The organism is Paenibacillus sp. FSL R7-0179 (assembly GCF_038002265.1).
Lineage (GTDB): Bacteria > Bacillota > Bacilli > Paenibacillales > Paenibacillaceae > Paenibacillus_AQ.
In genome coordinates, this window is record NZ_JBBOCC010000001.1 from 947,894 (window position 1) to 972,867 (window position 24,974).

A 24,974-nucleotide genomic window follows, 5' to 3' on the forward strand; every position below is an offset into this window, starting at 1 on the left:
CCTACCTCCTCTCGCAACGCTCAAGTTATTGTACCATAGCCTGACCGGACTCCTCAAATTGTCAGGAAATCCAGAAAAGTGATCCGTAGATCTAAGGCTGTCGGGTAGTTCATTTGGTATAAATCTCAGGCTTCAGTACACCGACGTAAGGGAGGTTCCGGTACAGCTCGGCATAGTCCAGTCCATAGCCTACGAGGAATGCATCAGGAATCACAAAGCCGGTATATTGGGCTTCAAGATTCACTGCGCGGCCTGACGGCTTGTCGAACAGAGTGACTACATTGACAGAAGCGGCATTGCGCCCCTGCAGCATGTCAATCAGATAGCTGAGTGTAAGGCCACTGTCGATAATATCCTCGACAATCAGAACATCACGGCCTTCAACCGATGTATCCAAATCCTTAATGATTTTGACTACGCCGGATGATTTGGTTGTACCGCCGTAGCTGGATACCGCCATGAAGTCCATTTCAACGGGTACTGTAATCACCTTAACCAGATCCGCCATAAAAATAAACGCACCTTTGAGTACACAAATCACTAAAGGTGTGCGGTCTGCATATTCCTTGCTCAGCTGGGCGCCAAGCTCCCTGATTCTTTGTTGAATTTCTTCTTCGCTGATCAAGATTTCCTGAATATCATTCTGCAACTTGCGAACCTCCTAAGATATACTTATGAAAGACTTACTTCGGCCATTACGATTGTTCGCCCTGTTCCATGTCTTCCAGGGTCAGGAGCAGAACCGAGGCCGTGTGCCGCCCAACTGCGGCATGCACCGAGCGCCTAACGCCCGGAATCCAGACGATATTGCCGAGTGCATCACATACAAGGGGAATTGCAGGCCGTTCGGAAGAAGGTATTTTATCATCAATGTAAATATCTTTTACCTTTTTGCTTCCGTTTAATCCCATAACCCTTATGGTATCTCCAGGCAACCGGGAACGAATGGTGAGCGGCAGGACAAGATCATCCCCGTCAAACCAAGCCGAGTTCTTCCCGTAATCCTCCTCCTGTGCACAAAAAACTTCCCCCGCAAGCCCCCTCATCGTCATAACCTTTCCTATCTCCATCAGCTTAATCCGGGGATGAGTCAAAGACAGCCGGTATGTATAGCTTACCTGCCGGTTCAAGGGCCTTAACGAGAACACAATGGTATCATATTGCCGCACGCAGACATAACCGCCACCCATATCCAGCGTCCAGACGGTAGGGTATTCCTGCAGCGTTCCCCGGCGTACTGCTTCAATCTTGGAAAAATCCATGAATGATGAATCCGCCGACAGATAATTTAATATTAGTTTAATCAAACGCCGTTGTAAAGCGGAGGGTATGGCCGCAAAGGCAGCTCTTTTCAAGGTGTATTTTCCATGCTCGGTGAAAACCAGCTCATCAAAGCATTTTGCCGCATTCGCCTCCATATATTCATCTTCCGCCGAGGCAATTTCAGCCAGCTGCAGAAGCGATTGTCTCACTCGCGGATTATGGTGCTCCAGCATAGGCAGCACCTCCAGCCTGACTGCATTCCGCTTGTACTGCGTCAGGAGGTTAGTCGCATCCTCCGCATAAGCCAGGCCCTCCTCCTGGCAAAAGCCGACAAGAGCCGTTTTGTTAATACGCAGGAAGGGGCGGATGAGTTCCACCTTTTTCTCGGTCCGTTTCCAGCGCATGCCGGCAAGGCCCGATGGCCCGCTCCCCCGCAGCAGCCGCATAAGCACCGTCTCGGCCTGGTCATCTGCATGATGGGCCAGCGCCACCGAGCGCGCCTGATAATGGTGTGCGGTAGCGATCAGGAACTGGTAACGCTTCTCCCGCGCAGCACCTTCAGGGCCGAGACCGCTCTCCTTAATAATGGACGGAATATCGAATTCGCCCAGCTCGAAGGGAATGCCCAGCTCTCCCGCGAGGGCCCGCACCAGCTCTGCTTCCTCTGCCGATTCGGCTCTGAAGCCGTGATTGACATGGGCGCATATCAGCGTCAGCGGCATCCGGGTCAGGGAGATCTCATGCAGAATACGCAAAAGAGCCACAGAGTCCGGCCCTCCGGAAACTGCGACTACAATGGTGTCACGAGGCGCCCACAGCTCATATTCAGCTGCGGCCTCCATTACGGATTCCACAAGTTCCTTCCTGTGCTCCATAGGGGCTTCCTTTCCTGCCATCCCTTACACGGCCTGCTCCGGCGGTCAGCATCTTGGTGATTATGTACGATTGCTTATTACAAATATCAGAAACGGAAAACCCAGTATAGCGTGAATGCCAGCAGAAATAAAGACAGCGCGAACGCATTTTTGAGCCAGCGCGGGGTCGCCATCGTCTCATGTCCGGTCTTACGTCCTCTGTAGATGTGGCTTCGCCAGATTTCCGCAGCCTGCGCGGAACCGGGGAAACCGCCTTTGAGCGCGAGGCATAGCCAGGAGGACAGCTTCTTGTCCGGCAGCTCGCGGGCCAGCTTCATCAGCTCCTCTACGCTCCTTGTCTGCGGCAGCTGCTGGGCTGCAGACTTCAGCCCTTCTTCATTAAGCAGACGCAGGCACAGGACGGCAAAAGCAAACAGGTCATAGCTCTGGTCGCCTGTCCGGCTTCCGGCATTCCAGAATCCACGGTCATGCCATTCGGTGAACTGCTTCACACTGCGTCCGATAGGGCTTGCTCCCCCGTAATCAATCAGTTCGGCTTCCCCGTAGCTGGATACCATGACATTCTCCGGCTTCAGGTCTCCGAATACAAAGCCGCACTCATGCAGCGTCTGCAGCTTCTCCAGAATCGTCATTCCGACAAGCCCCAGCCAGGAGGCGCCGTTCCTGGACAGGAAATGATGCAGCGGCCTTCCCTCCACATAACGCATCACATAAAAGGGCGTATGGTCCCGGTCCTTGAAATCATCCGATTCCAGCAAATAGGAGGATAGCGGCGACTCCTTGCGGGCCCGGTGCTCGCTGCGCTTACGGCAGGACTGCAGGGAGGTCAGCACGTTAATCTCAGACTGCAGCTCCAGCGTATCGTATCCGATCTTAAGCGCATACCGCTCCCGTCTGCCTTCCCGCTGCACAAGATATACGGTTCCGTTTGCCCCCTTCCCCAGCACACGCTCCACGACATAACGGTTCCCCCGCCATCTGCCGGTAATCACTGTGCCTGCCGGATAGGATGGATTAGACGACATACCCATCAATCATCCCTTCTCTTGCCCCGTCATCTTCCCCCGGAAGATAATTACGATGTTCCTCCAGTTTATCATACCGATAATGTTCCAGCACCTTGAAAATAGCCGGTCCGGTCGGCGTAGCCCCCCGCATCTTCAGTCTGGAAAAGAGGGAACGGACCTCAGACACATTCCGGGTCCAGTCGATATCCAGCATCGCATCCTCACTGCTGGAGCGCCCGGGAAAATGGAATACGGCAATCTCGCTGCGCCCTTCCCGGGCCTCCAGACTAAGCGCCAGATCACGGATGGCGTCCTCCACCGCGCCAAGCTTCGGCTTCATGCTGGCGCTTGCGTCAATTAAAAGCGCTATGCGCAGCGGCGAGGTCTCGGTCAGCTCATCCACCACGGTAACCACCTGTGACCGCTGCTGCGGAGGCAGCTCCGCCAGCGAGCCGTCGCCGAGAATTTTTTGCACCTCTTTATTAACCGCCTGCTGAATGGTCTGAACCACCGTCTTGCGTGTCATCATCTGAATGGTCTGGGCCAGCTGCGGGGTTCCCACGATCCGGCTGATCCCGCCCCCTGCCTTGGCAATATCGGCAATCTCCCGGCTGCCCAGCTCACCGATGGTTCCATAATCTATGACCCCTACAACATTGACCGTGATTCCTTCCTGACGGGCGTGCGCAGCCGCCAGCACCGGACTCTCCCCCACATTTGAACAACCGTCCGTGATCAGCAGAATTTGCTTCATGACCGTTCCTCCCTTCCTTGTCTAGTTACTAGCATTGCCAAGGTTGAGAGATTTCAAACGCCGCTTAACGCTGGAAGTTGAATTGAAAATACTACGTAAAAATGAGTCTCTGCGAGACTTTTGGGCCTCCGATCGCTGTTGTCTTCCGAGTTTCTGATTTGATAAACCATTTAGCGGTTGAAATCGGAAGACAAAGGCGAATGCTTCGCTTCTGCGGCTCCAAAATTCTCTCCATTCCATTTATTTTACGATAAACCTTCAACCCCAACTTCCGGCCGCTAACCAGCAGCGGTTGAAACGGAGCGGAGCAGGGGCTGGCGAGTGACTGGAATGCACTCGCCGAATGATTTGAAGACAAGACCCGGCCTTTCAGCACTGACCGTGCTTTCGGCCCTTAAATGTTACTTTTACTCATACTTTTACCCATACCCGGGCTTATATTCATGCTCTTGCTCCAAATCCCATAATCCTGCCTAAAATGCAACATTCCTCTAATTAATCCCTCCTGGTATGGAAAATGTTGCACAAAAGGCAGGATTCCTACCCCCGTAAGTCAATTAGCCGAAAGAATATTGCAATTTATGCAACAATCCACTAAAACACCGGGGTATCTTCAGCGCCAAGCTGCAATATGTGCAACATTTCCCGCTTACTCACCCAATAGACTAATTAGTTTTCAGGTCAACGGCTAACTGGTTAGCTAACCGTACGAGGGCGCTCCATCCGGCCGACGCCGGGCATATGCAGACTGGACCATTCCGGGTGATAATGATCGACACGGCTGACCACAATCGTCATATCATCATGGACCTCATTCCCCTGATAGCGGATTACCTTATCCAGCAGCTCATCCGCCATATCCTGCGGGTCATCGCCCTCCAGCTCCTGAATCAGACGTTTCATCCATATCTCCTTATTAACGGCATATCCGGGCGCATCATAAATACCATCGGTCATCATGATGAGGATATCACCGGGACGCAGCTGCATGGTGACCAGATCCACCTCAATGTCTTTGATGATGCCGATTGGCAGATTGCTGGCCGTTACAGGAATTACCTCGCTGCCCCGCCGGATGAAGCTCGGAGCGGAAGCAATCTTCATGAAGATGGTCTGCGCCGAATACTGGTCGATCAGCGCCATATCTACTGTCGCATAGAATTCATCCGGGGAGCGCAGCAGCAGAATGGAATTGACGGATTTCACCGCCAGCTTCTCATCCATCCCCGATTGCAGCAGCTTTTCCAGCATGGATAACGCAGCGCTGCTCTCCATCCGGGCTCGCTCCCCGTTCCCCATTCCGTCACTGATAGAGACGGCAAAGGTGCCGTTGCCCAGCTCCACCGTACTGAAGCTGTCTCCCGACAGCATATCGCCTCCCATCGCAGCGGCAGCTACGCCGGAGCATATCTCGTAAGCCTTGGCCGAGCCAAAGGTCACCATCGACAAGCCCTCGCGGGGATGGACGGCGGTCTCACTGACCACTGCGATATTCTCCTCCAGAATATCCGAGAGCAGCGGGGCGATCATTTTGCGGCATTCATCGAAGCCCCGGGTGTAGGCATGCACGACCTCAATCTCCACCCGGCCGGGATCGAGACTCAGAATCTCAATGCTGTGAATGGAGAGGCCCAGCTTCTCCAGCGCCTCCCGGATCTGGCTCTCCTGACGGTACATCGCCTGCCCTTCCCGCTTAATCTCCTTCGCCAGATCCTCCATGACCTGCGAGACACCGGATAATTGCTCGGCCACAAATTGGCGGCTGTCGTATATTTGCCGCTTCCAGCGCATATCATGCTGGTATAGCTCATATTGCCCCTTCATCACCTCAAGCACCTCCCCCGTCCTGCCGCAGATCCGGCTCCACTCCGGCGGCAGCTGGGCAGCGGTAATGTCCGGGCACTCCTCAACCGTGGTCATCATGTCCGTCATATATCTGTAGGTCTGATAGAACTTGGCGTCCCAGCAGTGGGTCCGCCGGATGCACCCGGCGCAGGCTCCTTCTGTTACCGTATTCATAAAGTCCTCCATCTCACGGTCGCTTTTGCCCGCCTCTGCGGCCCGGGGAATCTGCCCGAAGCTGCTGGAGAGCTGCTGGAATACCTGTGAGAACTGGGTCACCCGGTCTGCTGTAATATCCCGGACCCTCCGGGCATATTCATGCTGGGAACGGCTGTGATCGGCCGTGCCTGGTACATATTTGGCTATGGCAGTAATCAGCCCCTTAGGTGTTAGAAGAAACAATACTACGGCTGCACAGGTCTCCCAGGTGGAATTCATGACATCGCCCGGTCCCATGAAATAGACCGATAGAATCGTTGATCCCAGCAGCATCCCGATGGAGACCGCCCCTTTGCGTCCGGACTGCATCATCCCTGCCAGCATCCCGGAAAAGGCCAGCAGGCTCATTTGATAGATGGCTCCGATATCGGCCAGACTGAGGATCAGCCCGGTCACTACGCCAACCGCAGCACCAAGCGGCGCTCCCCCGGCCAGGGCAAAGATCAGAATCAGAAACCGCGATAACACATGCTCCAGTGAGAGCCCGTTAATAGTCCAGCCGACAAGGCCAGTCATAACGGAAGCCAGCAGGATGATCAAACAGAGTACCTCCTCATTGCGGAGTGCCCTGCTTTTCTGCTTATAGGTGAATAAAGGAAGCGCCTGCAGGAATACAAGCGTCAGCACGAACCCGAGTATGGCATCAATGGCCGCCATCATCAGCGGATACCACGTGAGTGAAGGACCCATAACGACCTGGAACAGTCCCACCATAAAAGAAGCTACGAACACCATCAATGGGGCATAAGACAGATCCACCCGCTGGAAGTTCTCCAGCCCTTTGTAGATCAGATAAAAAATAATCAGCTCTGCCGCAACCACGAGGGCACCCGGAAACGGTGTGAAGAGACTGCCGAGCACGATGGCTGCAGCCACAGGCAGCATGGAATCCCTGCGCATAAATACAATGACGGCAAAATAAGCAGCAGCAAACGGGGTAAGCTCATCCAGGATCATAGCCCGTCCCAGCAAAAAGCCCATTAGGCTAAGGAGCAGCGCCCACTTCTTAACCGCGATGAACTGGACCATCGGCAGCCTGGTGCCCCACGCCGTAAGGCGCGTACCAAAGGCTTCTTTCTGATTTTTGTCTTTGCTTCCTGCTCTTGTCCACTCCGGCAAATTCACCACATTGCTTTTACTCATTCCATGCACCACCCGTTTATGAATTTTATGGTTCTCATTATATAGCGGAGGTCTTAAGAAAGTTTGTCAGAAACAGAGAGCAATCTGTAAAAAATTTCCGACAAAAAAGCCTGTCCCGACATTCTGTGGAAAAGCCTTTCAATCCCGTACGGGGTAAAAGATTGGCTGCGGACTGCCGCAGTCGCACTGCCGGTTGCAGGTAATGCCCGCGCGGACATTCGTCAGCGATTGCCCTAGAGTTATGTGAGAATGGCATGGATGCTGTCGGCAATTTGTTCAAAGCCCGACAAAAATAGCCGGAAGCTCGGGCGCGCGGTATAGAGCTGGGGCGGGCTGGGCTGCTCATACTCTGCGTTGCGAGCAAATTGTAATCGGTTTTCCGGTTACATTTGGTCAATGCGCCTCCACTTTGCCGATTGTAATCGATTTTCTGATTACATTTGGTCAATGCGCCCCCACTTTGCTGATTGTAATCGGTTTTCCGATTACATTTGATTCACGCACCTCCACGCTACCGAATGTAGTCGGTTTTCCGATTACATTCGGCCCGCGGGCACAAACACAAAAAAACCGCGAAGGGCAAAGGACGCCCCAGCGGTTTATTTATGATGTGCAAGACTCAGATTATACGCGCTTGGCTCCACGGCCGCCGCGCTTTCCTTCTGTGTTCTTCTTGATCGAAGATATCCGTTCTTCGCTGTCTTTCAGGAAGCGTGACATTTTATCCTCGAATGAAGGTTTACCGGCTGCAGGCTTGAATGGACGCCCACCCCGTTCACGATTGAATCCACCGCCGCCTCCGCCACTGCCGCCGAAACGGTCTCCACCGCTTGGACGTTCAGGTCTTGGAGCTCTGGGGGGACGTACTTCCGATGCCGGCTTATCAACGGCTTGCTTAATGGAAAGTCCGATCTTGCCGTCCTTGTCAACATTGATCACCTTAACGGTTACTACATCCGCAATCTTCAAATGATCGTTAACATCCTTGACGTAGTTATCGGCGATCTCCGAGATGTGAACGAGACCTGTGACACCTCCTGACAGATCCACAAATGCTCCGAAATGCGTGATGCCTGTCACCTTGCCCTCTAACTTGGTGCCCACTTCAATTGCCATAGAATAAAATGATCCTCCCTTAAAAATATACAGACGAATATAATGTCCATCCTGTCTGCGGTGATTTGATTATACAGTAAAGAGCAAAGCAAGGCAACACAGCGTAAGCCTCTTTTCTCCTGCTTTTATTGCCCGGATTGCTCGGTACGGATAGGTAATTCCCCTGCAGGATACATATTGTACCATTTACGTGCTAATTGTCCGATATACTCATCGTCATTCAGCCGCGAGACCTCATATTTCAATTGATTCAGCGTGGCTGTTACACTCTCACTGTTCTCTTTCTTACGGGCGAGCTGTTCGCTCTTGTCGGCGATTGCTGCGCTCTGGGCAAAGAAAGTGAATCCGGCCCAGCCGAAGAAAACAGCCATCACAAGAATCCATATAAACTTTCTTCTCTTCGCGCCTGCGGCCGAAGCATTCTGGTTCGTATTCTTCTTTTCCGCAGAGAATCTGTTCATTCAGCTTACCTCCAGTTCCAGGGTTTCAAGGTCAGCGCTTCCGCCACCCTGATATCCACTCGGTGATCCTCACGATCCGGGCGCTATGAACGAACCGGGATGCATACGGAGAGGCCCACCTTACAGGAAGTACCCAGATTGGCTTGGTTAGACGCAGCAGCAGCTTAAAAATATAAAGAAGGACCCGGCCGATCAGCAGCACTGTTCCCTTAACCAGGCGCCACAGCCAGAGAATCGGACCTCCGATGACTATGGTAACGAACCGCCATAGCATCCTGCATACATACTGAACCGACTGAATTAACCTTACCACAAAACGCTGCACCGTAATACTGAAGATCAAAAAATAGATCCATACACCTAGAAAGAGGCCAAGAACGACATAAAACCTCAATTGTCCCTGGTTTCCGGCATAAAGCATGCGAAAGACCAGCAGGGCCGCCCCTATCCAATACAGCAAATCCAGCAGCGCATTCAGCCAATTGGGAAATCTCAGCTTCTGCGACAGCACCCGGTAGCTGTCATAGGCCAGTCCCATGGCAATGCCGGACAGAATCATATAGAGCAGGGTGATCCATTGAACGGAGGGATTCATTTAAACAGCTTGCGGAGAATCCCTTTATTTTTGCCTTGCGCCCCGGGGTCCAGATAAATCAGGGAATGAACATTGCCTTCAAGGGACAGCATTCCATTCTCCAGACTTAGATTCTTGATATGTAAATGAGTCCCCCGAATAGTCAGCTGACCAAGTTCTGTACTCAGCAGAAACTCTTCGCTGTCAAAGCTCTCCACATTCTGCACACCGGTAAGCTCAATCTGCTTGCGGCTGCGCATGTGCAGATCATGCTGTTTGTTGACTTTGGCTGGCTCGATCATAGCATGTACCCCTCCTTCTTGGTTCTAATCTATGAAGGAAGGACAGGGTATAGAACAGGTGGAAACAAGAAAATAACCCCACAAAGTGGGGCTTTAGCTTAGATGATGACTCAGGTACTTTGCGGGGACCCCAAAACATATAAATTCTTATCTTTTAAAAAAGAGGCATCCCGCTCCGCCGTCTTCCGGCTTCAGGGATACCTCTTAACCTTATGCTGCGATGATCTGCTACCAGTCGAGTCCCGTGCTTTTGGCAACAGGTTCTTCACGGAGCAGGGTATACATTCCGGCGGCCTCGTCCTTGCGGGTGGTTTCCACCAGCTTTTCCACTTTGACCGTCACAAGCTTTTGGCCGAACTGCACGGTAATCTCGTCACCGATCTTTACCGTGCTACTCGGTTTGGACTCCCGTCCATTGATCAACACCCGGCCCTGTTCGGACACATCCTTGGCCACGGTGCGGCGCTTGATCAGACGGGAGACCTTCAGGAACTTGTCCAGACGCATTAGTTAACGGCTTCTTTGAGCTTGTTGCCTGCCTTGAAGGCCGGCACTGTGGATTCAGGAATTTCGATAGGTGTGCCCGATTGCGGGTTACGGCCGGTACGGCCGGAACGTTTGCGCGTTTCAAAAGTACCGAAGCCGATCAGCTGTACTTTATCTCCGCTTGCGAGAGCTTCTGTAATTTCGCCCAGCATTCCGTTAAGTACGGTTTCTACGTCTTTTTTGGATAGTCCGCTTTTCTCGGAAATGTTGTTTACCAGATCTGTCTTGTTCATAATTTGAAGTTCCTCCTAGGATACAAAAAATAAATGAAAATCAGGTTTACCGGAAAATCACGGCAAATCGTCATTTCGTCTTTATGATATTCTGGACTCCGCCCTCAATTCCTGCCACGATCCGCCGTTTTTTTTGAAAAAGTAACATCTTGCGTAGGATATGGGGCTTTTAGCACTATAACATTATAAACCTCTCAATGCACTTTAAATCAGAGATTCGCGCCAATAGTCACAGCATTGCCTTGAAACGCACGGGATATACCGCAGAAGACTATAATTCTAGAATCTATTGCTTCCGCTCTTCCGCCTTGGCTTCCTGCCAGAGGGCTTCCATCTCTTCAAGCAGGCTGTCCTCCAGCCGGACTCCCTGATCGCGCAGACGCCGCTCAATATACTCGAACCGGGCTACGAACTTGCGGTTGGTACGGGTCAGGGCTTCTTCCGGATCGGCTCCGATGAAGCGGGCCGCATTGGTGGCTGCGAACAGCAGGTCGCCCAGCTCCAGCATCTGCTCCTCGGCGGACTGTCCCGTCTCAATCGCCTCCTGGAGCTCGTCAATCTCCTCGCGGATCTTAGCCAGCACATCGCCGGTGTTGTCCCAGTCGAATCCGACTTTGGAGGCCTTCTTCTGCAGCTTGTACGCCTTCATTAGTGCCGGCAGATCCCTTGGGACCCCGCTAAGTGCGGACAGGGCTTCGGGCTCCACGCCTTTACGCCGCTTCTCCTCAGCCTTCATCCCTTCCCAGTTCTGCAGCGCCTCCTCGGCATTGCCGGCCGCCTGATCCCCGAAGACATGCGGGTGGCGGAACAACAGCTTCTCATTCAGCCCCTCTATGACATCGTAGACACTGAAGGTTCCCAGCTCCTCTTCCATCTGGGAGTGCAGCATAATCTGGAGCAGCAGATCACCCAGCTCTTCCTTCATATGATCCGGATCATCCTCGTCAATCGTCTCCAGCACCTCATAGGTCTCTTCGATCAGATTTTTGCGCAAGGATTCATGCGTCTGCTCACGATCCCAGGGGCAGCCCTCGGGGCTCCGCAGAATATCGACAATTTCATGCAGCCGGGCAAAAGTGCGGTTACGCGCTTCATCCGCACGGCTCGCCGGAACATATACCAGCGACAGATTACCATAGCCGTCCAGCCGGTCCAGCTCGTACAGCGGCACGCGGAGTATCTGCTCCTCGCCCTCCACCCCAAGCGCATGTGCGGCAATCACCTCATACTCGGGCGGGTAGAGCTCCATCAGGCAGAGCTTAGTCTCAGACGCGGTGAAGCTGTCATAGACCTGCCCGATCAGAGTATGCAGCTCCGGGTGGAGCTGGGAGCTGCGGATACCGGAGGCATCCAGCAGCTGGAAGCCTTCAATCGGATCAAAGCCCAGACGGACGAATGCTTCATCCAGGAAGCTCTCGCCGCCGAGGATATTCAGCTCAATGCCCGCCTCCGGGCAGCGCCCGCGCAGCAGGGAGACGGCGGATTCGGCCACCATGGGATGCCCCGGCACGGCATAGACGATCTCCGTGCCCTGCGGAGCGGCCGCAGCCTTCTCGATCAGCGTTGCCGTAATGGCTTCATAGACCTCCGGGAAGGACGACAGCGACTCATACAGCCCGTCGAAGGACTCCCAGGCGATCTCCATCTCCGCCAGTGCAGCCATGACAGGATGCTCTGCGGTCCGCACGTATACGGCCGAGGCCGCCTTCAGCTTCTTGATAATGCCGAGTGTCAGCCGGTCCGGGTTCCCGGAGCCCAGGCCGACGATCGTTAATGTTGCGCTCATGCCAGTCTACTCCTTCCAGGCAGCCGCCTGCTGCTATTCGCGAAGGCGGCTGCGCTATGTATGTTCAGCGCCTTAAGGGAACAGGCGCAGCTTTTTTAGCTTGTCCGCTAAGCGGGGGCCGACGCCCGGAAGCTGGCGCAGCTCGCTCTCGCTGAGCAGCCGCAGCGCCACTGCGCCGAGTGCGAAGACGGCGCAGCCTGCGAGCACGCCGAGCAGGCTCTGCGCCAGGGCCGCGGTCCGCCCGCCGCCGAAGCCGGCGGCGTCTGCCGCCCAGGCTGCGCCGCGGCTCACGGCTGCGGCGGCCAGCCCCAGGCCCGCGAGCAGCGCCGCGGGCTTCAGCAGGACATCTGCGGCGCGCAGCCGCAGATGTCCCTGCCGGTAGAGCAGCAGCACGTTCAGCGCTGCTGCGAAGAGATGTGCGGCCCCGCCGGCGATGGCCGCACCGGTAATGCCCTGCTGCGGGACCAGCAGCAGGTTGAGGGCCGCCTTAAGCGCTGCTGCGGCCAGGAGGTGCAGCGCCGGCGCGCGCACGGCGCCCAGGCCTTGCAGCAGCGCGGCGGAGATGATGCTGACCGTGCCGCCGGCGGCGGTGAAGGCCAGCCAGGTCATCGCGCCGCTGCCGGCAGCATCTCCGTACAGAGCCGTGTTCACCGGCTCTGCAAGCACGGCCAGGCCTACGGAGGCGGCTAAGCCCAGCAGCCAGAACCAGCGCAGCGACAGCGTGATGCGCGTGCGGATCAAAGCCTCATCCCGCTGGTACTTCGCTTCGGCCAGCGCCGGGATGAAGACCACCGAGAGTGAGGTCGCCAGCATCGTTACAATCTGCACGAGCGGCAGCCCGCGATTATAGATGCCGAACTGGGCCATCGCCGCCGTCTCGCTGCTCCCGCTCCCCGTAAGCAAGCGGGGAACCGTGAAGACATCAACCAGTCCGATTAACGGAACCGCCAGCGCGCCAAGCATCACCGGGAGGCCGTAGGCCAGCAGCTCGCGGGCAGGAACGCCCTGCTTGGCACTTCGTACAGCCGATGCCGTTCTGTCCTTGAGCGGAGCTTGGAGCTGCCTGTCCGGCAAGCCCCGGCGGTGGCTGCGCCAATACAGCAGCATTACGCCAAGACCCGCAATCCCGCCTCCAGCGGGCCCCAGCATCGCACCGGCAGCAATGCCTGCCGCATCTGCGCCAGCACCCGTCAGATACAGCAGCAGCGCGATCATGACCGCGACGCGTACCGACTGCTCGACCACCTGTGACACGGCGGTCGGCATCATATTGTGCAGTCCCTGGAAGTAGCCGCGCAGCGCCGCCATCAGCGGCACCACCGCCAGCCCCCAGGCGCTGCTGCGCAGAGCCGGGACAATATGGGAGCTGCCGACCCATACCGCAATCAGCGGAGCCCCGGCGTAGACGAGTATCCCGAGCAGCAGGCCGCTGGCCGCCGTAATTCCGGCTGAGAGCAGCAGCACCCTCCGCCCCTGCTGCACGTCCTGTGCCGCCGAAGCCTCGGCCACGAACCGTGAGATAGCGGAAGGCAGCCCGAGCATGGCCACCGTCACAAGAATTGTATACAGCGGATAGACCGTATTGTAAATGCCGAACGCGGCGTCACCGCCCAGATTCTGCAGCGGTATCTTCTGTAGCGTACCGATCAATTTCGAGAAAATAGCTGCCGCGCTAAGAATAAAAGCGCCCTGCAGCAGCTTCGAGCCTTGCGAATTGGATGTCATCGTTTACCTGCTTCTACAGCCATAACTGCCATAATATAGAGCTTCCTTGCTTTATACCTAAGCAAATGAATTTCTATATTATAACTTATCCAAGCCTAGAAGTGTAAGTGACCCTGCTTAGGTTCCCAATCCGGTCTCCTTCACAGCAAAAACCCGCCATTCCCTACGGTTATATAACCAAAGGAAAAGCGGGGCTCTTCAGCACCAGCTGATTACTGCTCCATTTGCTTGCCCAGGAAGGCTGCGGCTGTCTCTGCCATTTTCACTTCCATCTGGGCCATTTTGACTGAATCATCCTTATTCAGCAGCACTACGCAGCCGATGGGATCTCCTCCGGAGATAATAGGCGCTGCCACATACGTGGATAACAGCTCCGAGTGGTCCTTGCTGATGTCATAGCTGCCTGCATTGGTCTCAAGCATCGTTTTACGGCTTTCCATTACCTTTTCCAGCAGCACGCCCACTTGCTTCTCCAGATAATCCTTCTTGGAGCCGCCGGCGAGCGCGATGAACGTGTCCCGGTCCGTAATCATGGTAATATGCCCTGTTCCTTCATACAGCGACTCTGCATATTCTTTGGCGAAATCACCCAACTCACCAATCGGCGAATATTTCTTCAGGATAACCTCACCATCGCGGTCAACAAAAATTTCCAGAGGATCGCCCTCACGAATCCGCAAGGTGCGTCTGATCTCTTTAGGAATAACAACTCGTCCGAGGTCATCAATACGTCTTACAATACCAGTAGCTTTCATTTCACATGTTGCCCCGCTTTCTTAAGAAGTATGGTCCAACTACTGTCCATTATGGGAATGGTTAATCCCGGTGATTTATCGTAATATCTGACCATAGTATTCATCTCTTCCCAGTTCCTTATACATCGGTCAGCCCGCATATAATTGTTCATGGAGAATGAGAACGCCCTGACCTGGCATCTTTCCAGTTATGATCACTAATTGGGGTTTCTATACCACCGCACCATTCTCCGCATTTCCTTTTGTGCCGAAAAAAAACCGCCCGGATGCATGGCGCATCAGGCGGCTTGTCCAGCCTAACTTTATTTAGCGGCTTCCGTAGCAGCCGGTGCATCTGTAGCGGCTGGCGTGTCACTACCCGCAGCCGGTGTAGCTGTCGCTGCCGGTTCACCTGCAGGAGCAGAGCTCTTCGGCAGGTTGATTTTAATCTCCAGACTATCCAGGTCATCCTCCAGGAAGGTCTCCAGGCTGGCAGAAGCCGCAGCGTTCTTCACGGCTTTGAGCTGGTCGGCAGTCAGCGTATCGAAGGTAGTGTCCTTGCGGGCTTCCACCTTGATAATGTGATATCCGTAAGTAGTCTTGACCGGCTCACTGATCGTATTCAACGGAAGACTGTGGGCCGCGGCTTTGAACTCTGCTACATAATCTACCAGAGCCTTGTCCTTATATTCACCGCCGGTTTCCTTCGTGCTGGTATCATCCGAGTATTCCTTGGCAACGGCTGCAAAGTCCGCACCGCTATCCAGCTTCGCCTTCACTTCCTGGGCGCGCTTCAGCGCGTCGGCATCCGTCCGCTCCTTGCCGGCGCTATCCGTCAGGCCAACCAGGACATGACGCAGAGTAGCCACACTATAATCAGCCTTGGTGGCTTCATAATGGGTCTTGACCTGCTCGTCCGTTAATTTCAGCAGCATGTCCTGATATACGGTAAGTACGCGCTGCATATAGGAACGCAGGTCCGACTCGCTCAGATCCTGTTCCTTCAGCGTGCTTTTGTATTTGTCGCCCAGCGCAGTCTTGATCGAGCCGATCTGTGTATCGACTTCTTTCTCCGCAGCCTTCTTCGCTTCATCCGAGGCCTTGTCCGCCAAGTATTCGAATGCGACCTCCTGCTTCAGGATGGACTCCTTGAACATATCAATCTCCAGATACTGCGCCTGCTCGGGGGATAAGAATTTCATTACGCGGGTATCCAGATTGAATTCCTTCTGGGTAATGGTGCCGCCCTTATACGTTGCCACCGCAGTATCATCACTTTTATTGCTGCAGGCAGCAAGCATGGAGAAGGACAGGGCTGCGGTCAGTGAGACCACCAGTACCTTCCAGGATTTTTTATTTAACGACATTGTGTAATTCTCCCTTCGATTTTAAAGACTGTTTGGCTGCCGCCAGGAATTGCTCCAGCACATCCAGCAGCTCCTTGTCACCTAAATCCTTCGCTTTGATACGGATCGTTGCCTTGGCATCCTTATCAAATTGTACACGCCTTTCAAAGCTATTACCAACTTTGGCGAGCTTTGCCGTATCAAAGGCCCCGAGGCTGCCCTCGTGGAAATTAAGCAGGACCTCATCCCCGCGCCGGACCATGGATTCCATGCCGTACAGCTTGCCGTACACCTTCAGCCGGGCCACAGAGAGCAGATTAATAACGGACTCCGGCAATTCGCCGAACCGGTCCAGCAGCTCATCCTCAAGCTCCGAGGCATCCTCGAAGGAGGCTACTGCAGCCACTTTTTTATAGATTTCTATTTTTTGGATACTGTCGTAAATATACTCGGAAGGAAGATAAGCGTCAATCGACAAATCAATGACCGTATTCCCCTGCTTCAGCGAAGTATCCTCCTCGCCCAGCACGCTCACCTTGCGTTTGCGGATTTCCTCCGCCAGCATCTGCGAATACAGGTCGAAGCCGACCGAGGCGATGAAGCCATGCTGCTCCGCCCCCAGCAGATTGCCTGCTCCCCGGATGGAGAGATCGCGCATAGCAATTTTGAAGCCGGACCCTAGCTCTGTGAATTCCTTGATGGACTGCAGGCGCTTCTCAGCCACCTCTGTCAGCACTTTGTCGCGCTGGTAGGTGAAGTAGGCATAAGCAATCCGGTTGGAACGGCCGACACGTCCGCGCAGCTGATAGAGCTGGGACAGGCCCATTTTGTCAGCATCATGAACAATCAGTGTATTTACATTAGGAATATCGACACCGGTCTCTATAATACTGGTGCTGACCAGCACATCATACTCTCCGTCCAGGAAGTCGAGAATCGTCTTCTCCAGCTCCGATTCCGACATCTGTCCATGCCCGATACCCACTCTTGCCTCCGGCACCAGCATGGAGATCTGCGCCGCCATTTCCTGAATACCCTGTACACGGTTGTACAGATAGTAGACCTGACCGCCACGGGCCAGCTCACGCTCCACAGCTTCCCGGGTCAGCGTCTGGCTATGCTCCACCACATACGTCTGTACGGGAAAGCGGTTCTCCGGTGGTGTCTCAATAACTGACAAGTCACGCACCCCGAGCATCGACATATGCAGCGTGCGGGGAATCGGCGTTGCTGTCAGTGTCAATACATCGACATTGGTCTTCAGCCGCTTCAGCTTCTCCTTGTGGGTCACGCCGAAACGCTGCTCCTCATCGACAATCAGAAGGCCGAGGTCCTTGAAGACCAGATCCTGTGACAGCAGGCGGTGTGTACCGATAATGACATCCACTGTCCCCTGGCGTACTCCCTTGATCGTGTCATTCTGCTCCTTGCGGCTGCGGAACCGGCTCAGCACCTGAATATTCAGCGGATAATTGGCAAAGCGCTCGCGGAAGGTCTCGTAATGCTGCTGCGCCAGAATCGTCGTCGGCACGAGCACCGCCACCTGCTTGCCCTCTATCGCAGATTTAAAAGCAGCCCGGATCGCCACCTCTGTCTTGCCATAGCCAACATCGCCGCAGAGCAGCCGGTCCATCGGACGGTTCTGCTCCATATCCTTCTTGATCTCTTCGATCGCCCGCAGCTGGTCACGGGTCTCCTCATACGGGAACATCTCCTCGAATTCGCGCTGCTCCTGCGTATCCTTCTCGAAGCCATAGCCAAGTGCGCTCTGGCGCTCTGCGTACAGCTTGATCAGATCATCGGCAATATCCTGAACCGAGCTCCGCACCTTGCTGGTAACCCGGGTCCATTCATTGCCGCCCAGCTTGTATACCTTCGGCTCCTTGTCTTCCGAGCCCACATATTTCTGAATCAGGTCAATCTGTTCAATCGGAACAGAGAGCTTGTCGCCTCCGGCATAGAGGATATGCATATAGTCGCGGTGGATGCCGCTGACCTCAAGCGTCCCGATGCCCATATATTTACCGATCCCGTGATTCTGGTGAACCACATAATCGCCGATCTTCAGCTCGGTATAGCTCTTAATCCGTTCGGCATTATCCATGCCCTTGGAGACCTTCCGCGCCTTGCGCTGCTTCTGCGAGAACATCTCACCTTCAGTGATCACCGCGAGATGAATCGAAGGAAGCTCGAAGCCGGAGCCCAGGTTGCCCTGCAGGATCGTCGGCTCCTCAATTCCATAGTCATCCAGTACCCGGCGGATACGCTCCATCCGCTCCTCGCCGTTCGCCAGCATGATCACCTTCACGCCGGACTTGTGCCAGCGCTCCATCTCGGATTTCAGCACATTCATCTGGCCATGGAAGTCCTGCATTCCGCGGCTGATGAAGCCTAAGATATTCTGTGGCTGAATATGCGGAACCTGACGCAGAAATATCGACATGAACAGGCTCTGGAACGGACGCTGGTACATAATAACATCGCTGTCGACAGAGAGCTGCAGCTCAGGCAGCGTCTTGCCGTTCTGCAGCAAGTGCATATTCCATTCCGACTCATCCCGCTCCAGCTGCTTGGCCGTCTCCAGAAGTCTGGCCGGCTCATCCAGGACAAGCAAAGTATCCTGAGCCATGTAATCGTACAGATGAATGCGTTCAGGGTAGAGCAGACTGATATATTTATAGACTTCCGGGAAATAGGTGCCCTGCCGCAGCATCTCCAGCTCCCGGCCCATCTCCTCACGCAGGCGCAGCTTGGCCTGACGGTCACTCATCTTCTCAAGCTGCCGCTCCAGCATCGCAGACGCAGCGGTAGAAGCCGCATCCTGGCGGAGCTGATCGAATATAATCTCCTTCGCCGGTGTAATCTTCACACTGCGGACCTTATCGATGGAGCGCTGATCCATAGGATCGAAGGTACGGATGGAATCTACTTCATCATCAAACAGCTCCACCCGGTAAGCCAGTGGAGAGGTCATGGGATAGAAGTCGATAATACCGCCGCGTACACTAAGCTCACCGCGGTTCTCTACACGCTCCACCCGCTCATAACCCATCTCAATCATAGACATGAGGAAGTCATCCAGTGGCAAGGTTCCGTCCTGCGAAACCGTAAGCTGCGCTTCAGCCATGACATGCGGAGCGGGTAACAGTCTACGAACGCCGGAGTATGGAACAACTACAATTCCCCGGAAGCCCTGGGCGCAGCGCGTCAGCACATCAATCCGCTGGGCCAGCGTCTCCGGGCTTGAGACAGCGGCCTCAGCCGCAACCAGCTCATTCGCCGGGTAGAGCAGCACACGCTCCGGGGAAAGCGCTTCCTGTAAATCATCAGCCATCTTCTGGGCTGAGAACATATTATGGGTCACAACCAGCAGCGGACGCTGCGTCTCCTCATGCAGGGCAGCCAGCATGATTTGTCTGGCCGAGCCGGATAGACCGGAGATCAGCTGTTCCTTCATCCCTGCTGCGATGCCACGGGTGACAGACTGGAAATCAGTATCCTTGGAAAAATCTTCTATAAGACCTTGTAACAACAGGTGCACCTCTCTTACTAAACAGGCTAACAGCGGCAAGCCGCTGTCACCTATTATAATTGGAATCGAAAACAAGCCTCAGCGGATAAGGCCAAGGCTTGCGGATGACGATAGAGACAGGCGCTTCCACCTTACTGAAGCGGACTGGCCAGCAGGCTGAGCTCAGGGTTGTTATCCAGCGCCTGCTTGCAGTAATCGCAGGTCACCTTCACCGTAATCTCGCCTTCTGAATCATACGCTATTATATCTCTGCGCTCCGCAGGGGTCAAGGATTGCAGCCCCAGCTGCATCTCTGTCATATCGCTCCTGCCAATGCTTCCCAAGAACGTCAGGCAGTGCCTGCATACATAGTGTATTGCCATCTATATGCCTCCTGAAGGTAGTATATACCTCCAGTATGCCCCGCCCGGGAAGGCTTTAGCCGCAGGGTCCTGAACTCTATGCCTTGTATTTCATCCGTTGAATTTGGCCATGGTCTGTTCAAAGGTATGCTGCAGGCTAAATTCCACAGCATCGCAAGTATCACTTATCATGCTCTCAAGCTTTGCTCCATCCTTCTTGGCGAAGGTAGAGAGTACGTAGTCCACTATAGCAAAACCCGGCTCCGGACGGGATATGCCCATCCGCACCCGGTTGAAGCTCTGGGTGCCCGTATGCTGAATGATGGATTTGATGCCATTGTGCCCGCCGGCGCTGCCCTGATAACGCAGCCTGATCTTTCCCAGCTCTGTATCCAGGTCATCATAGACCACAATCATATCTTCCAGCTGGACCTTATAATAATCCATATAAGCCCGTACCGCTTCCCCGGACAGATTCATGAAGGTCATCGGCTTGATCAGCACCGTCTTCACACCGCCGATCATCCCTTCACCGATTACCGATTTGCACTTATTCTGGTTAAAGGCAAATCCATGTCTGGAAGCAAGCTCATCGAGGGCCATGAAGCCGACATTATGTTTGGTCTTCGCGTATTGCGTTCCGGGATTCCCGAGTCCAACAATCCATTTCATATTTAAGGTTTTTCCTTTCCACCCGGTACTCTCAGCAGAAGAGTTCCGTTTTTGGTACAATAAGTTTATACTCCGGAGACAGGTGATGAACATGCCACATCAGGGCGATATCTTAACACTGCAGCGCCATTTCCAGTACCATATTCAATATGCTGTGCCTGTTGAAGTCTATAGGGGGAACGTGCACGTAGACATCGGTGTAATTACAGCGGTAGACGAAGGCTTCGTAGAGCTGCAGGGTACGCTGTACAACCGCAGTCTCTTCACCTTCATCTCCCGTCCGGGATATTGAGGCTTATAAGAGCCTCGGTCCCAGCCGCTGCATCACGCCGATAAGGGTTACATCTTCCGCTTGACGAAAGGTGTAACCCTTTTTCTGCTGATCTGCCTGCGGTCTATTCGATTTCGAACAGCTTACTGATCGACAGCTCTTCATGCACGCGAATGATAGCTTCGCCCATAAGCGGGGCTACGGACAGCACCTTGAGCTTCGAGGTCGGGTTGCTGCTGCGAATTGGAATGGTATCCGTCACGATGATTTCTTTGATCGGAGAGTTTTCCAGACGTTCATGCGCCGGACCGGATAATACAGGATGCGTACAGCAGGCGTAGACTTCTTTCACGCCGCCTTCCATCAGAGCATTGGCTCCCAGAACAATTGTTCCTGCCGTGTCGATGATATCATCGATCAGGATCGCCGTTTTGCCTTCAATATTACCAATAATGTTCATGACCTCACTGACGTTCGGTTCAGGACGGCGCTTGTCGATAATCGCCAGCGGAGCGTTAAGGAAGTCTGCCAGCTTTCTGGCCCGCACCACACCGCCATGGTCAGGAGAGACGACCACCGGATTCTGAATTTGCTTCGAACGGAAGTATTGGGCCAGAATCGGAACACCCAGCAGATGATCCACAGGAATATCGAAGAAGCCTTGAATCTGCATCGCATGAAGGTCCATAGTAATGACGCGGTGTGCACCCGCCTTCTCAATCAGGTTCGCTACCAGCTTGGCCGTAATCGGATCACGGGAACGGGCCTTACGGTCTTGACGGGCATACCCGTAGTAAGGAATCACGACATTGATGCTCTTCGCGGAAGCACGCTTAAGCGCATCTACCATCACGAGAAGCTCCATCAGATTGTCGTTCACCGGTCCGCAGGTGGACTGTACAATATAGACATGACAGCCCCGGACACTCTCCGACAGCTTAACCTGAATCTCTCCGTCACTGAAGCTGGTTGTATGGGACTCGCCCATCGGAATGCCGATATAATCAGCAATCTGGCTGGCCAGCTTAGGATTGGAGTTGCAGGTGAAAATCTTGAGTTTGGAATCACAATAAGTCATAAAATATAAACCCTCCGTGACGGAATTTAACTGGCCAAAGCACCGGCGCGGAAGTGCAAGAAGTCCGTCCGGCGCTCTAAGCCTACAGCTGCTTTCTGCTTACACGCTTTACAATGGACTATGCTGGTCTTTCTTCGCCTTGGCCCGGGAGCGGATCTTCTCTGCATAACCCGGCTTATTCTCCTGCCTTGCTCTGGCAATCGCCAGATCGTTCTCCGAAACCGGACGCGTGATAGTGGAACCGGCGACAATGAATGCGCCCTTGCCCACTGTAACCGGAGCAACAAGATTCACATTGCTGCCGATGAAGGCATCATCGCCAATCTCAGTTCTGAACTTATTATAGCCGTCATAATTAACGGTGATCGCGCCGCAGCCTATATTGACATTCTTGCCGACCTCAGCATCACCGACGTAGCTTAAATGAGATACCTTGGAGCCGTCGCCGATTGTAGCATTCTTGATCTCCACGAAGTCGCCGACCTTAACACCCTCACCCAGAACGGTGCCGGGACGTAAATACGCAAAAGGCCCAACGGAAGCCCGTGTGCCGACCTGAGCCTGATTCAGCACGGAATGCTTCACAGCCGCTCCGTCCATAATCACGCAATCTTCAATTTCGCTTGCCGGACCGATCACACAATCTTCGCCGATCACTGTCTTGCCCTTGAGTACCGTGCCTGGATACAGCACCGTATCTGCTCCAATCTCAACCTCTGCCCCGATGTAGGTGGAAGCCGGATCGATGATAGTGACTCCGCCGAGCATATGCCCCCGGTTGATGCGCTGACGCATATAGCCTTCGGCCTCAGACAAAGCCAGGCGGTCATTTACACCAATGGACTCCGCTGCATCATGGGCCTGATAACCCAGAACGATATCGCCCTGCGCCCGGAGTATGCCGATAACATCCGTCAAATAATACTCCTGCTGGTTGTTGGTGTTCGTAACCTTCTCCAGAGCGGCAAAGAGCTTAGCATTATCAAAACAATACGTCCCTGTATTGATCTCGTGAACCGCAGCTTCACTCTCTGTGCAGTCCTTCTGTTCCACAATCTTCAGCACTCCGCCGTCTTCGCCGCGGATAATCCGGCCATATCCGGCAGGCTGCTCCATAACAGCAGTAAGGACTGTTGCAGCGGCATTCTGTGCTTCATGCAAAGCCATCATGCCTTCAAGTGTCTCGCTCATGACAAGCGGCGTATCGCCGCAGATAACAATGGTGGTTCCTTCTTCACTGCCCAGAAGATCCTTGGCCTGCTTGACGGCATGGCCGGTTCCCAGCTGGACATCCTGCAGCACATATTCGGCATCCCCGCCTAAATATGCCTTAACCTTCTCGGCGCCGTGCCCTACGACAACTACATTACGCTGGCATCCGGTCGCCTTCACTGTATCAAGCACATGCCCTACCATGGGTTTGCCGCAGACAGGGTGCAGTACCTTGTATAATTTAGATTTCATGCGCTTGCCTTGACCTGCAGCAAGTACAACAGCCATTCTCTTCAAGAATGCCAACCTCCTACTTCTTGAACTCACTACTGAATATATCTCATTCCGGGCAAAAAGAAAAGAGAACCATGCAGGCATGGTTCCCTTTTCTTCGAACCCCAATAAAATCACCCCACAAAGTGAGGCTTTGGCTCCAAGGCTGACCCGGGTACTTTGCGGGAACCCCGAAACATATAATGCGGTGTGGGCTGTGCCGCCCTTGGGGAGGCAGCAACTCCCGGAGAGTCAGCGGTTCACCGCTTAAGCTCCCTCTTCAATAACTTCCTCTTCTTCCGTAGCGGCACGTTCGTACTCGGCCAGAACCGCAGATTGAATCTTTTCGCGCGTTCCCGAAGAAATCGGGTGTGCGATATCGCGGAATTCTCCGTCAGGTGTACGCTTGCTGGGCATTGCAACAAACATCCCGTTATTCCCGTCGATGACGCGAATGTCATGAACAACAAACTCGTTATCGATTGTAATGGATGCGATTGCTTTCATTCTCCCCTCAGAGTTAACGCGGCGGAGTCTGACATCCGTAATTTGCATGTGTGTGTTCACCACCTTTTTCCATCAGAGACTTGGTGTATAATTCCACACAGCAAAGCGAATTCCTTCTTTTTCATTCCAAATAATGCCTGATTAAGAAGATTATTTTTGCAGAACCGTCAATTTCGACAGATTTCGTGCAGTTATCTTATGAATCCTCACAGTTTCGACATTATGCCCTACTTTTCAGAACCGGCCTCATCACTCGTTCAGGAGGAGAAATAATTGCCCGGAAACGCCGAAATACGCCGCACCTTGGAGTCCACCTCTGTCAGCTTCACCAGTGACACGTAGTCATGCAGCAGACGCTCTTCATTCTCCACATCGCCGGACTCTACCAGCACACCTACGCCTGCGACCTCTGCATTGAACTCACCCAGCAGATCAACCATGCCGCGTACAGTGCCGCCCGCCTTCATGAAATCATCGACAATCAGCACCCGGGATTTCTCGCGCAGCGCCCGTCTGGACAGAGACATTGTATGGATGCTCTTATGGGAGCCCGACACATAGTTGATGCTTACAGCTGAGCCCTCCGTCACCTGATGGTCACGGCGGACCAGCACAACCGGTAGTCCCAGCTGAGCAGCCGTTGCATACGCCAGCGGAATCCCTTTGGTCTCCACCGTCATGACGACGTCAATCTCCACACCGTAGAAGGCTGTAGCAATGATCTTGCCGGCCTGCTCCATCAGGGACGGGAGGCCGAGCAAATCCGACATATACAGATAACCGCCGGGCAGAATCCGGTCACTCTGCTCAAGCTGCCCGCACAGACGGTTCACGAAGGCAAGCGCCATGTCCATGGGCATGCGCGGAATATACCGCACTCCGCCTGCTGCCCCGGCCAGTGTCTGCAGCTCGCCCATTCCTTCGCCTTCAAATACCTCTTTTATAATAGCCAGGTCCTCGCTGACCGATGACTTCGCCGCGCCGTACCGCTCTGCAAAAGTAGACAGCGGCAGCAGATCATGCGGCTTCTCCAGTAAAAATTGGGTCATATCAACTAGCCGTTGGCTTCGTTTAAGTTTTTTCACGGAATGCTCCTCGCCAAAACCGAATATTACTATGAATAATATCATTATTGTACGGATTTACACAAGCGAAAACCGCT

General features: G+C 53.9%; 23 protein-coding genes. 1 reads left to right on the plus strand and 22 read right to left on the minus strand.

Annotated features, from left to right (window positions below):
- Window positions 1–109: 109 nt before the first annotated feature.
- The 18 genes from hpt to pth form a co-directional block, all read right to left on the minus strand.
- Entirely contained in the window at window positions 110–649 is a 540-nt protein-coding gene (gene hpt / locus MKX63_RS04055) for a hypoxanthine phosphoribosyltransferase (RefSeq protein WP_036696450.1), read from the minus strand.
- Between the two features lie 46 nt (window positions 650–695).
- The gene (tilS, locus tag MKX63_RS04060; protein WP_341015439.1) at window positions 696–2,138 is read right to left on the minus strand and encodes a tRNA lysidine(34) synthetase TilS; all 1,443 of its coding nucleotides are present in this window, start codon (window positions 2,136–2,138) and stop codon (window positions 696–698) included.
- An 86-nt stretch (window positions 2,139–2,224) separates the two neighbouring features.
- Window positions 2,225–3,163: a serine/threonine protein kinase gene (locus tag MKX63_RS04065; protein WP_445321868.1), complete on the minus strand. Its 939-nt coding sequence runs from the start codon at window positions 3,161–3,163 to the stop codon at window positions 2,225–2,227.
- Complete coding sequence (locus MKX63_RS04070; protein ID WP_341015443.1) at window positions 3,153–3,899, minus strand: hypothetical protein; 747 nt, start codon at window positions 3,897–3,899, stop codon at window positions 3,153–3,155. The genes MKX63_RS04065 and MKX63_RS04070 overlap by 11 nt, the downstream gene beginning before the upstream one ends.
- A gap of 696 nt (window positions 3,900–4,595) precedes the next feature.
- Window positions 4,596–7,103: a stage II sporulation protein E gene (gene spoIIE, locus MKX63_RS04075; protein WP_341015445.1), complete on the minus strand. Its 2,508-nt coding sequence runs from the start codon at window positions 7,101–7,103 to the stop codon at window positions 4,596–4,598.
- Window positions 7,104–7,727: 624 nt separating this feature from the next.
- Window positions 7,728–8,219 (minus strand): S1 domain-containing RNA-binding protein, encoded by a 492-nt coding sequence (locus MKX63_RS04080; protein ID WP_341015447.1) that lies wholly within the window; start codon window positions 8,217–8,219, stop codon window positions 7,728–7,730.
- Window positions 8,220–8,344: 125 nt separating this feature from the next.
- Complete coding sequence (locus MKX63_RS04085) at window positions 8,345–8,680, minus strand: FtsB family cell division protein (protein WP_341015450.1); 336 nt, start codon at window positions 8,678–8,680, stop codon at window positions 8,345–8,347.
- A gap of 31 nt (window positions 8,681–8,711) precedes the next feature.
- A complete protein-coding gene (gene yabQ, locus MKX63_RS04090; RefSeq protein ID WP_341015451.1) occupies window positions 8,712–9,275 on the minus strand; it encodes a spore cortex biosynthesis protein YabQ in 564 nt (187 codons plus the stop codon).
- Window positions 9,272–9,556 carry a sporulation protein YabP gene (yabP, locus tag MKX63_RS04095; protein ID WP_341015453.1) on the minus strand — a complete coding sequence of 95 codons (285 nt, stop codon included), beginning with the start codon at window positions 9,554–9,556 and terminating at the stop codon, window positions 9,272–9,274. The genes yabQ and yabP overlap by 4 nt, the downstream gene beginning before the upstream one ends.
- A 228-nt stretch (window positions 9,557–9,784) precedes the next feature.
- Entirely contained in the window at window positions 9,785–10,063 is a 279-nt protein-coding gene (locus tag MKX63_RS04100) for an RNA-binding S4 domain-containing protein (RefSeq protein ID WP_036723951.1), read from the minus strand.
- Window positions 10,063–10,335, minus strand: coding sequence for an HU family DNA-binding protein (locus MKX63_RS04105; protein WP_076082787.1), 273 nt, complete (start codon window positions 10,333–10,335; stop codon window positions 10,063–10,065). Before MKX63_RS04105 ends, MKX63_RS04100 begins: the two co-directional genes overlap by 1 nt.
- A gap of 286 nt (window positions 10,336–10,621) precedes the next feature.
- Window positions 10,622–12,121 carry a nucleoside triphosphate pyrophosphohydrolase gene (gene mazG / locus MKX63_RS04110; protein WP_341015455.1) on the minus strand — a complete coding sequence of 500 codons (1,500 nt, stop codon included), beginning with the start codon at window positions 12,119–12,121 and terminating at the stop codon, window positions 10,622–10,624.
- A gap of 72 nt (window positions 12,122–12,193) precedes the next feature.
- Window positions 12,194–13,846 (minus strand): putative polysaccharide biosynthesis protein, encoded by a 1,653-nt coding sequence (locus MKX63_RS04115; RefSeq protein ID WP_341015456.1) that lies wholly within the window; start codon window positions 13,844–13,846, stop codon window positions 12,194–12,196.
- A 212-nt stretch (window positions 13,847–14,058) separates the two neighbouring features.
- Window positions 14,059–14,601, minus strand: a complete 543-nt coding sequence (gene spoVT, locus MKX63_RS04120; RefSeq protein WP_209879194.1) for a stage V sporulation protein T — start codon at window positions 14,599–14,601, stop codon at window positions 14,059–14,061.
- A gap of 302 nt (window positions 14,602–14,903) precedes the next feature.
- Window positions 14,904–15,947, minus strand: a complete 1,044-nt coding sequence (locus MKX63_RS04125) for a peptidylprolyl isomerase (RefSeq protein WP_341015458.1) — start codon at window positions 15,945–15,947, stop codon at window positions 14,904–14,906.
- Entirely contained in the window at window positions 15,934–19,458 is a 3,525-nt protein-coding gene (mfd, locus tag MKX63_RS04130; RefSeq protein WP_341015459.1) for a transcription-repair coupling factor, read from the minus strand. Before mfd ends, MKX63_RS04125 begins: the two co-directional genes overlap by 14 nt.
- Before the next feature lie 131 nt (window positions 19,459–19,589).
- Entirely contained in the window at window positions 19,590–19,820 is a 231-nt protein-coding gene (locus MKX63_RS04135; protein WP_341015461.1) for an anti-sigma-F factor Fin family protein, read from the minus strand.
- Window positions 19,821–19,910: 90 nt separating this feature from the next.
- Window positions 19,911–20,471 carry an aminoacyl-tRNA hydrolase gene (gene pth / locus MKX63_RS04140; protein WP_341015462.1) on the minus strand — a complete coding sequence of 187 codons (561 nt, stop codon included), beginning with the start codon at window positions 20,469–20,471 and terminating at the stop codon, window positions 19,911–19,913.
- A gap of 85 nt (window positions 20,472–20,556) precedes the next feature.
- Between pth and MKX63_RS04145 the strand changes: the two genes are divergently transcribed.
- Window positions 20,557–20,763 (plus strand): hypothetical protein, encoded by a 207-nt coding sequence (locus tag MKX63_RS04145; RefSeq protein ID WP_445321814.1) that lies wholly within the window; start codon window positions 20,557–20,559, stop codon window positions 20,761–20,763.
- Window positions 20,764–20,866: 103 nt separating this feature from the next.
- Here the strand turns inward: MKX63_RS04145 and MKX63_RS04150 are convergent, their stop codons facing one another.
- From MKX63_RS04150 to purR, 4 genes are all read right to left on the minus strand, one after another.
- Window positions 20,867–21,820, minus strand: coding sequence for a ribose-phosphate diphosphokinase (locus tag MKX63_RS04150; protein ID WP_019914487.1), 954 nt, complete (start codon window positions 21,818–21,820; stop codon window positions 20,867–20,869).
- A 108-nt stretch (window positions 21,821–21,928) separates the two neighbouring features.
- Window positions 21,929–23,329 (minus strand): bifunctional UDP-N-acetylglucosamine diphosphorylase/glucosamine-1-phosphate N-acetyltransferase GlmU, encoded by a 1,401-nt coding sequence (gene glmU, locus MKX63_RS04155; protein ID WP_341015464.1) that lies wholly within the window; start codon window positions 23,327–23,329, stop codon window positions 21,929–21,931.
- Between the two features lie 243 nt (window positions 23,330–23,572).
- Window positions 23,573–23,860 (minus strand): septation regulator SpoVG, encoded by a 288-nt coding sequence (spoVG, locus tag MKX63_RS04160; protein ID WP_036696395.1) that lies wholly within the window; start codon window positions 23,858–23,860, stop codon window positions 23,573–23,575.
- A 209-nt stretch (window positions 23,861–24,069) separates the two neighbouring features.
- Window positions 24,070–24,897, minus strand: a complete 828-nt coding sequence (gene purR, locus MKX63_RS04165; protein ID WP_036723965.1) for a pur operon repressor — start codon at window positions 24,895–24,897, stop codon at window positions 24,070–24,072.
- Window positions 24,898–24,974: the final 77 nt, after the last annotated feature.

Coding starts and splice junctions, on each gene's coding strand:
- tilS (WP_341015439.1), bottom strand. CDS start 2,138: ATGGAGCACAGGAAGGAACTTGTGGAATCCGTAATGGAGGCCGCAGCT.
- MKX63_RS04065 (WP_445321868.1), bottom strand. CDS start 3,163: ATGTCGTCTAATCCATCCTATCCGGCAGGCACAGTGATTACCGGCAGA.
- MKX63_RS04070 (WP_341015443.1), bottom strand. CDS start 3,899: ATGAAGCAAATTCTGCTGATCACGGACGGTTGTTCAAATGTGGGGGAG.
- spoIIE (WP_341015445.1), bottom strand. CDS start 7,103: ATGAGTAAAAGCAATGTGGTGAATTTGCCGGAGTGGACAAGAGCAGGA.
- MKX63_RS04080 (WP_341015447.1), bottom strand. CDS start 8,219: ATGGCAATTGAAGTGGGCACCAAGTTAGAGGGCAAGGTGACAGGCATC.
- MKX63_RS04085 (WP_341015450.1), bottom strand. CDS start 8,680: ATGAACAGATTCTCTGCGGAAAAGAAGAATACGAACCAGAATGCTTCG.
- yabQ (WP_341015451.1), bottom strand. CDS start 9,275: ATGAATCCCTCCGTTCAATGGATCACCCTGCTCTATATGATTCTGTCC.
- yabP (WP_341015453.1), bottom strand. CDS start 9,556: ATGATCGAGCCAGCCAAAGTCAACAAACAGCATGATCTGCACATGCGC.
- MKX63_RS04100 (WP_036723951.1), bottom strand. CDS start 10,063: ATGCGTCTGGACAAGTTCCTGAAGGTCTCCCGTCTGATCAAGCGCCGC.
- MKX63_RS04105 (WP_076082787.1), bottom strand. CDS start 10,335: ATGAACAAGACAGATCTGGTAAACAACATTTCCGAGAAAAGCGGACTA.
- mazG (WP_341015455.1), bottom strand. CDS start 12,121: ATGAGCGCAACATTAACGATCGTCGGCCTGGGCTCCGGGAACCCGGAC.
- MKX63_RS04115 (WP_341015456.1), bottom strand. CDS start 13,846: ATGACATCCAATTCGCAAGGCTCGAAGCTGCTGCAGGGCGCTTTTATT.
- spoVT (WP_209879194.1), bottom strand. CDS start 14,601: ATGAAAGCTACTGGTATTGTAAGACGTATTGATGACCTCGGACGAGTT.
- MKX63_RS04125 (WP_341015458.1), bottom strand. CDS start 15,947: ATGTCGTTAAATAAAAAATCCTGGAAGGTACTGGTGGTCTCACTGACC.
- MKX63_RS04135 (WP_341015461.1), bottom strand. CDS start 19,820: ATGGCAATACACTATGTATGCAGGCACTGCCTGACGTTCTTGGGAAGC.
- pth (WP_341015462.1), bottom strand. CDS start 20,471: ATGAAATGGATTGTTGGACTCGGGAATCCCGGAACGCAATACGCGAAG.
- MKX63_RS04145 (WP_445321814.1), top strand. CDS start 20,557: ATGAACATGCCACATCAGGGCGATATCTTAACACTGCAGCGCCATTTC.
- MKX63_RS04150 (WP_019914487.1), bottom strand. CDS start 21,820: ATGACTTATTGTGATTCCAAACTCAAGATTTTCACCTGCAACTCCAAT.
- spoVG (WP_036696395.1), bottom strand. CDS start 23,860: ATGCAAATTACGGATGTCAGACTCCGCCGCGTTAACTCTGAGGGGAGA.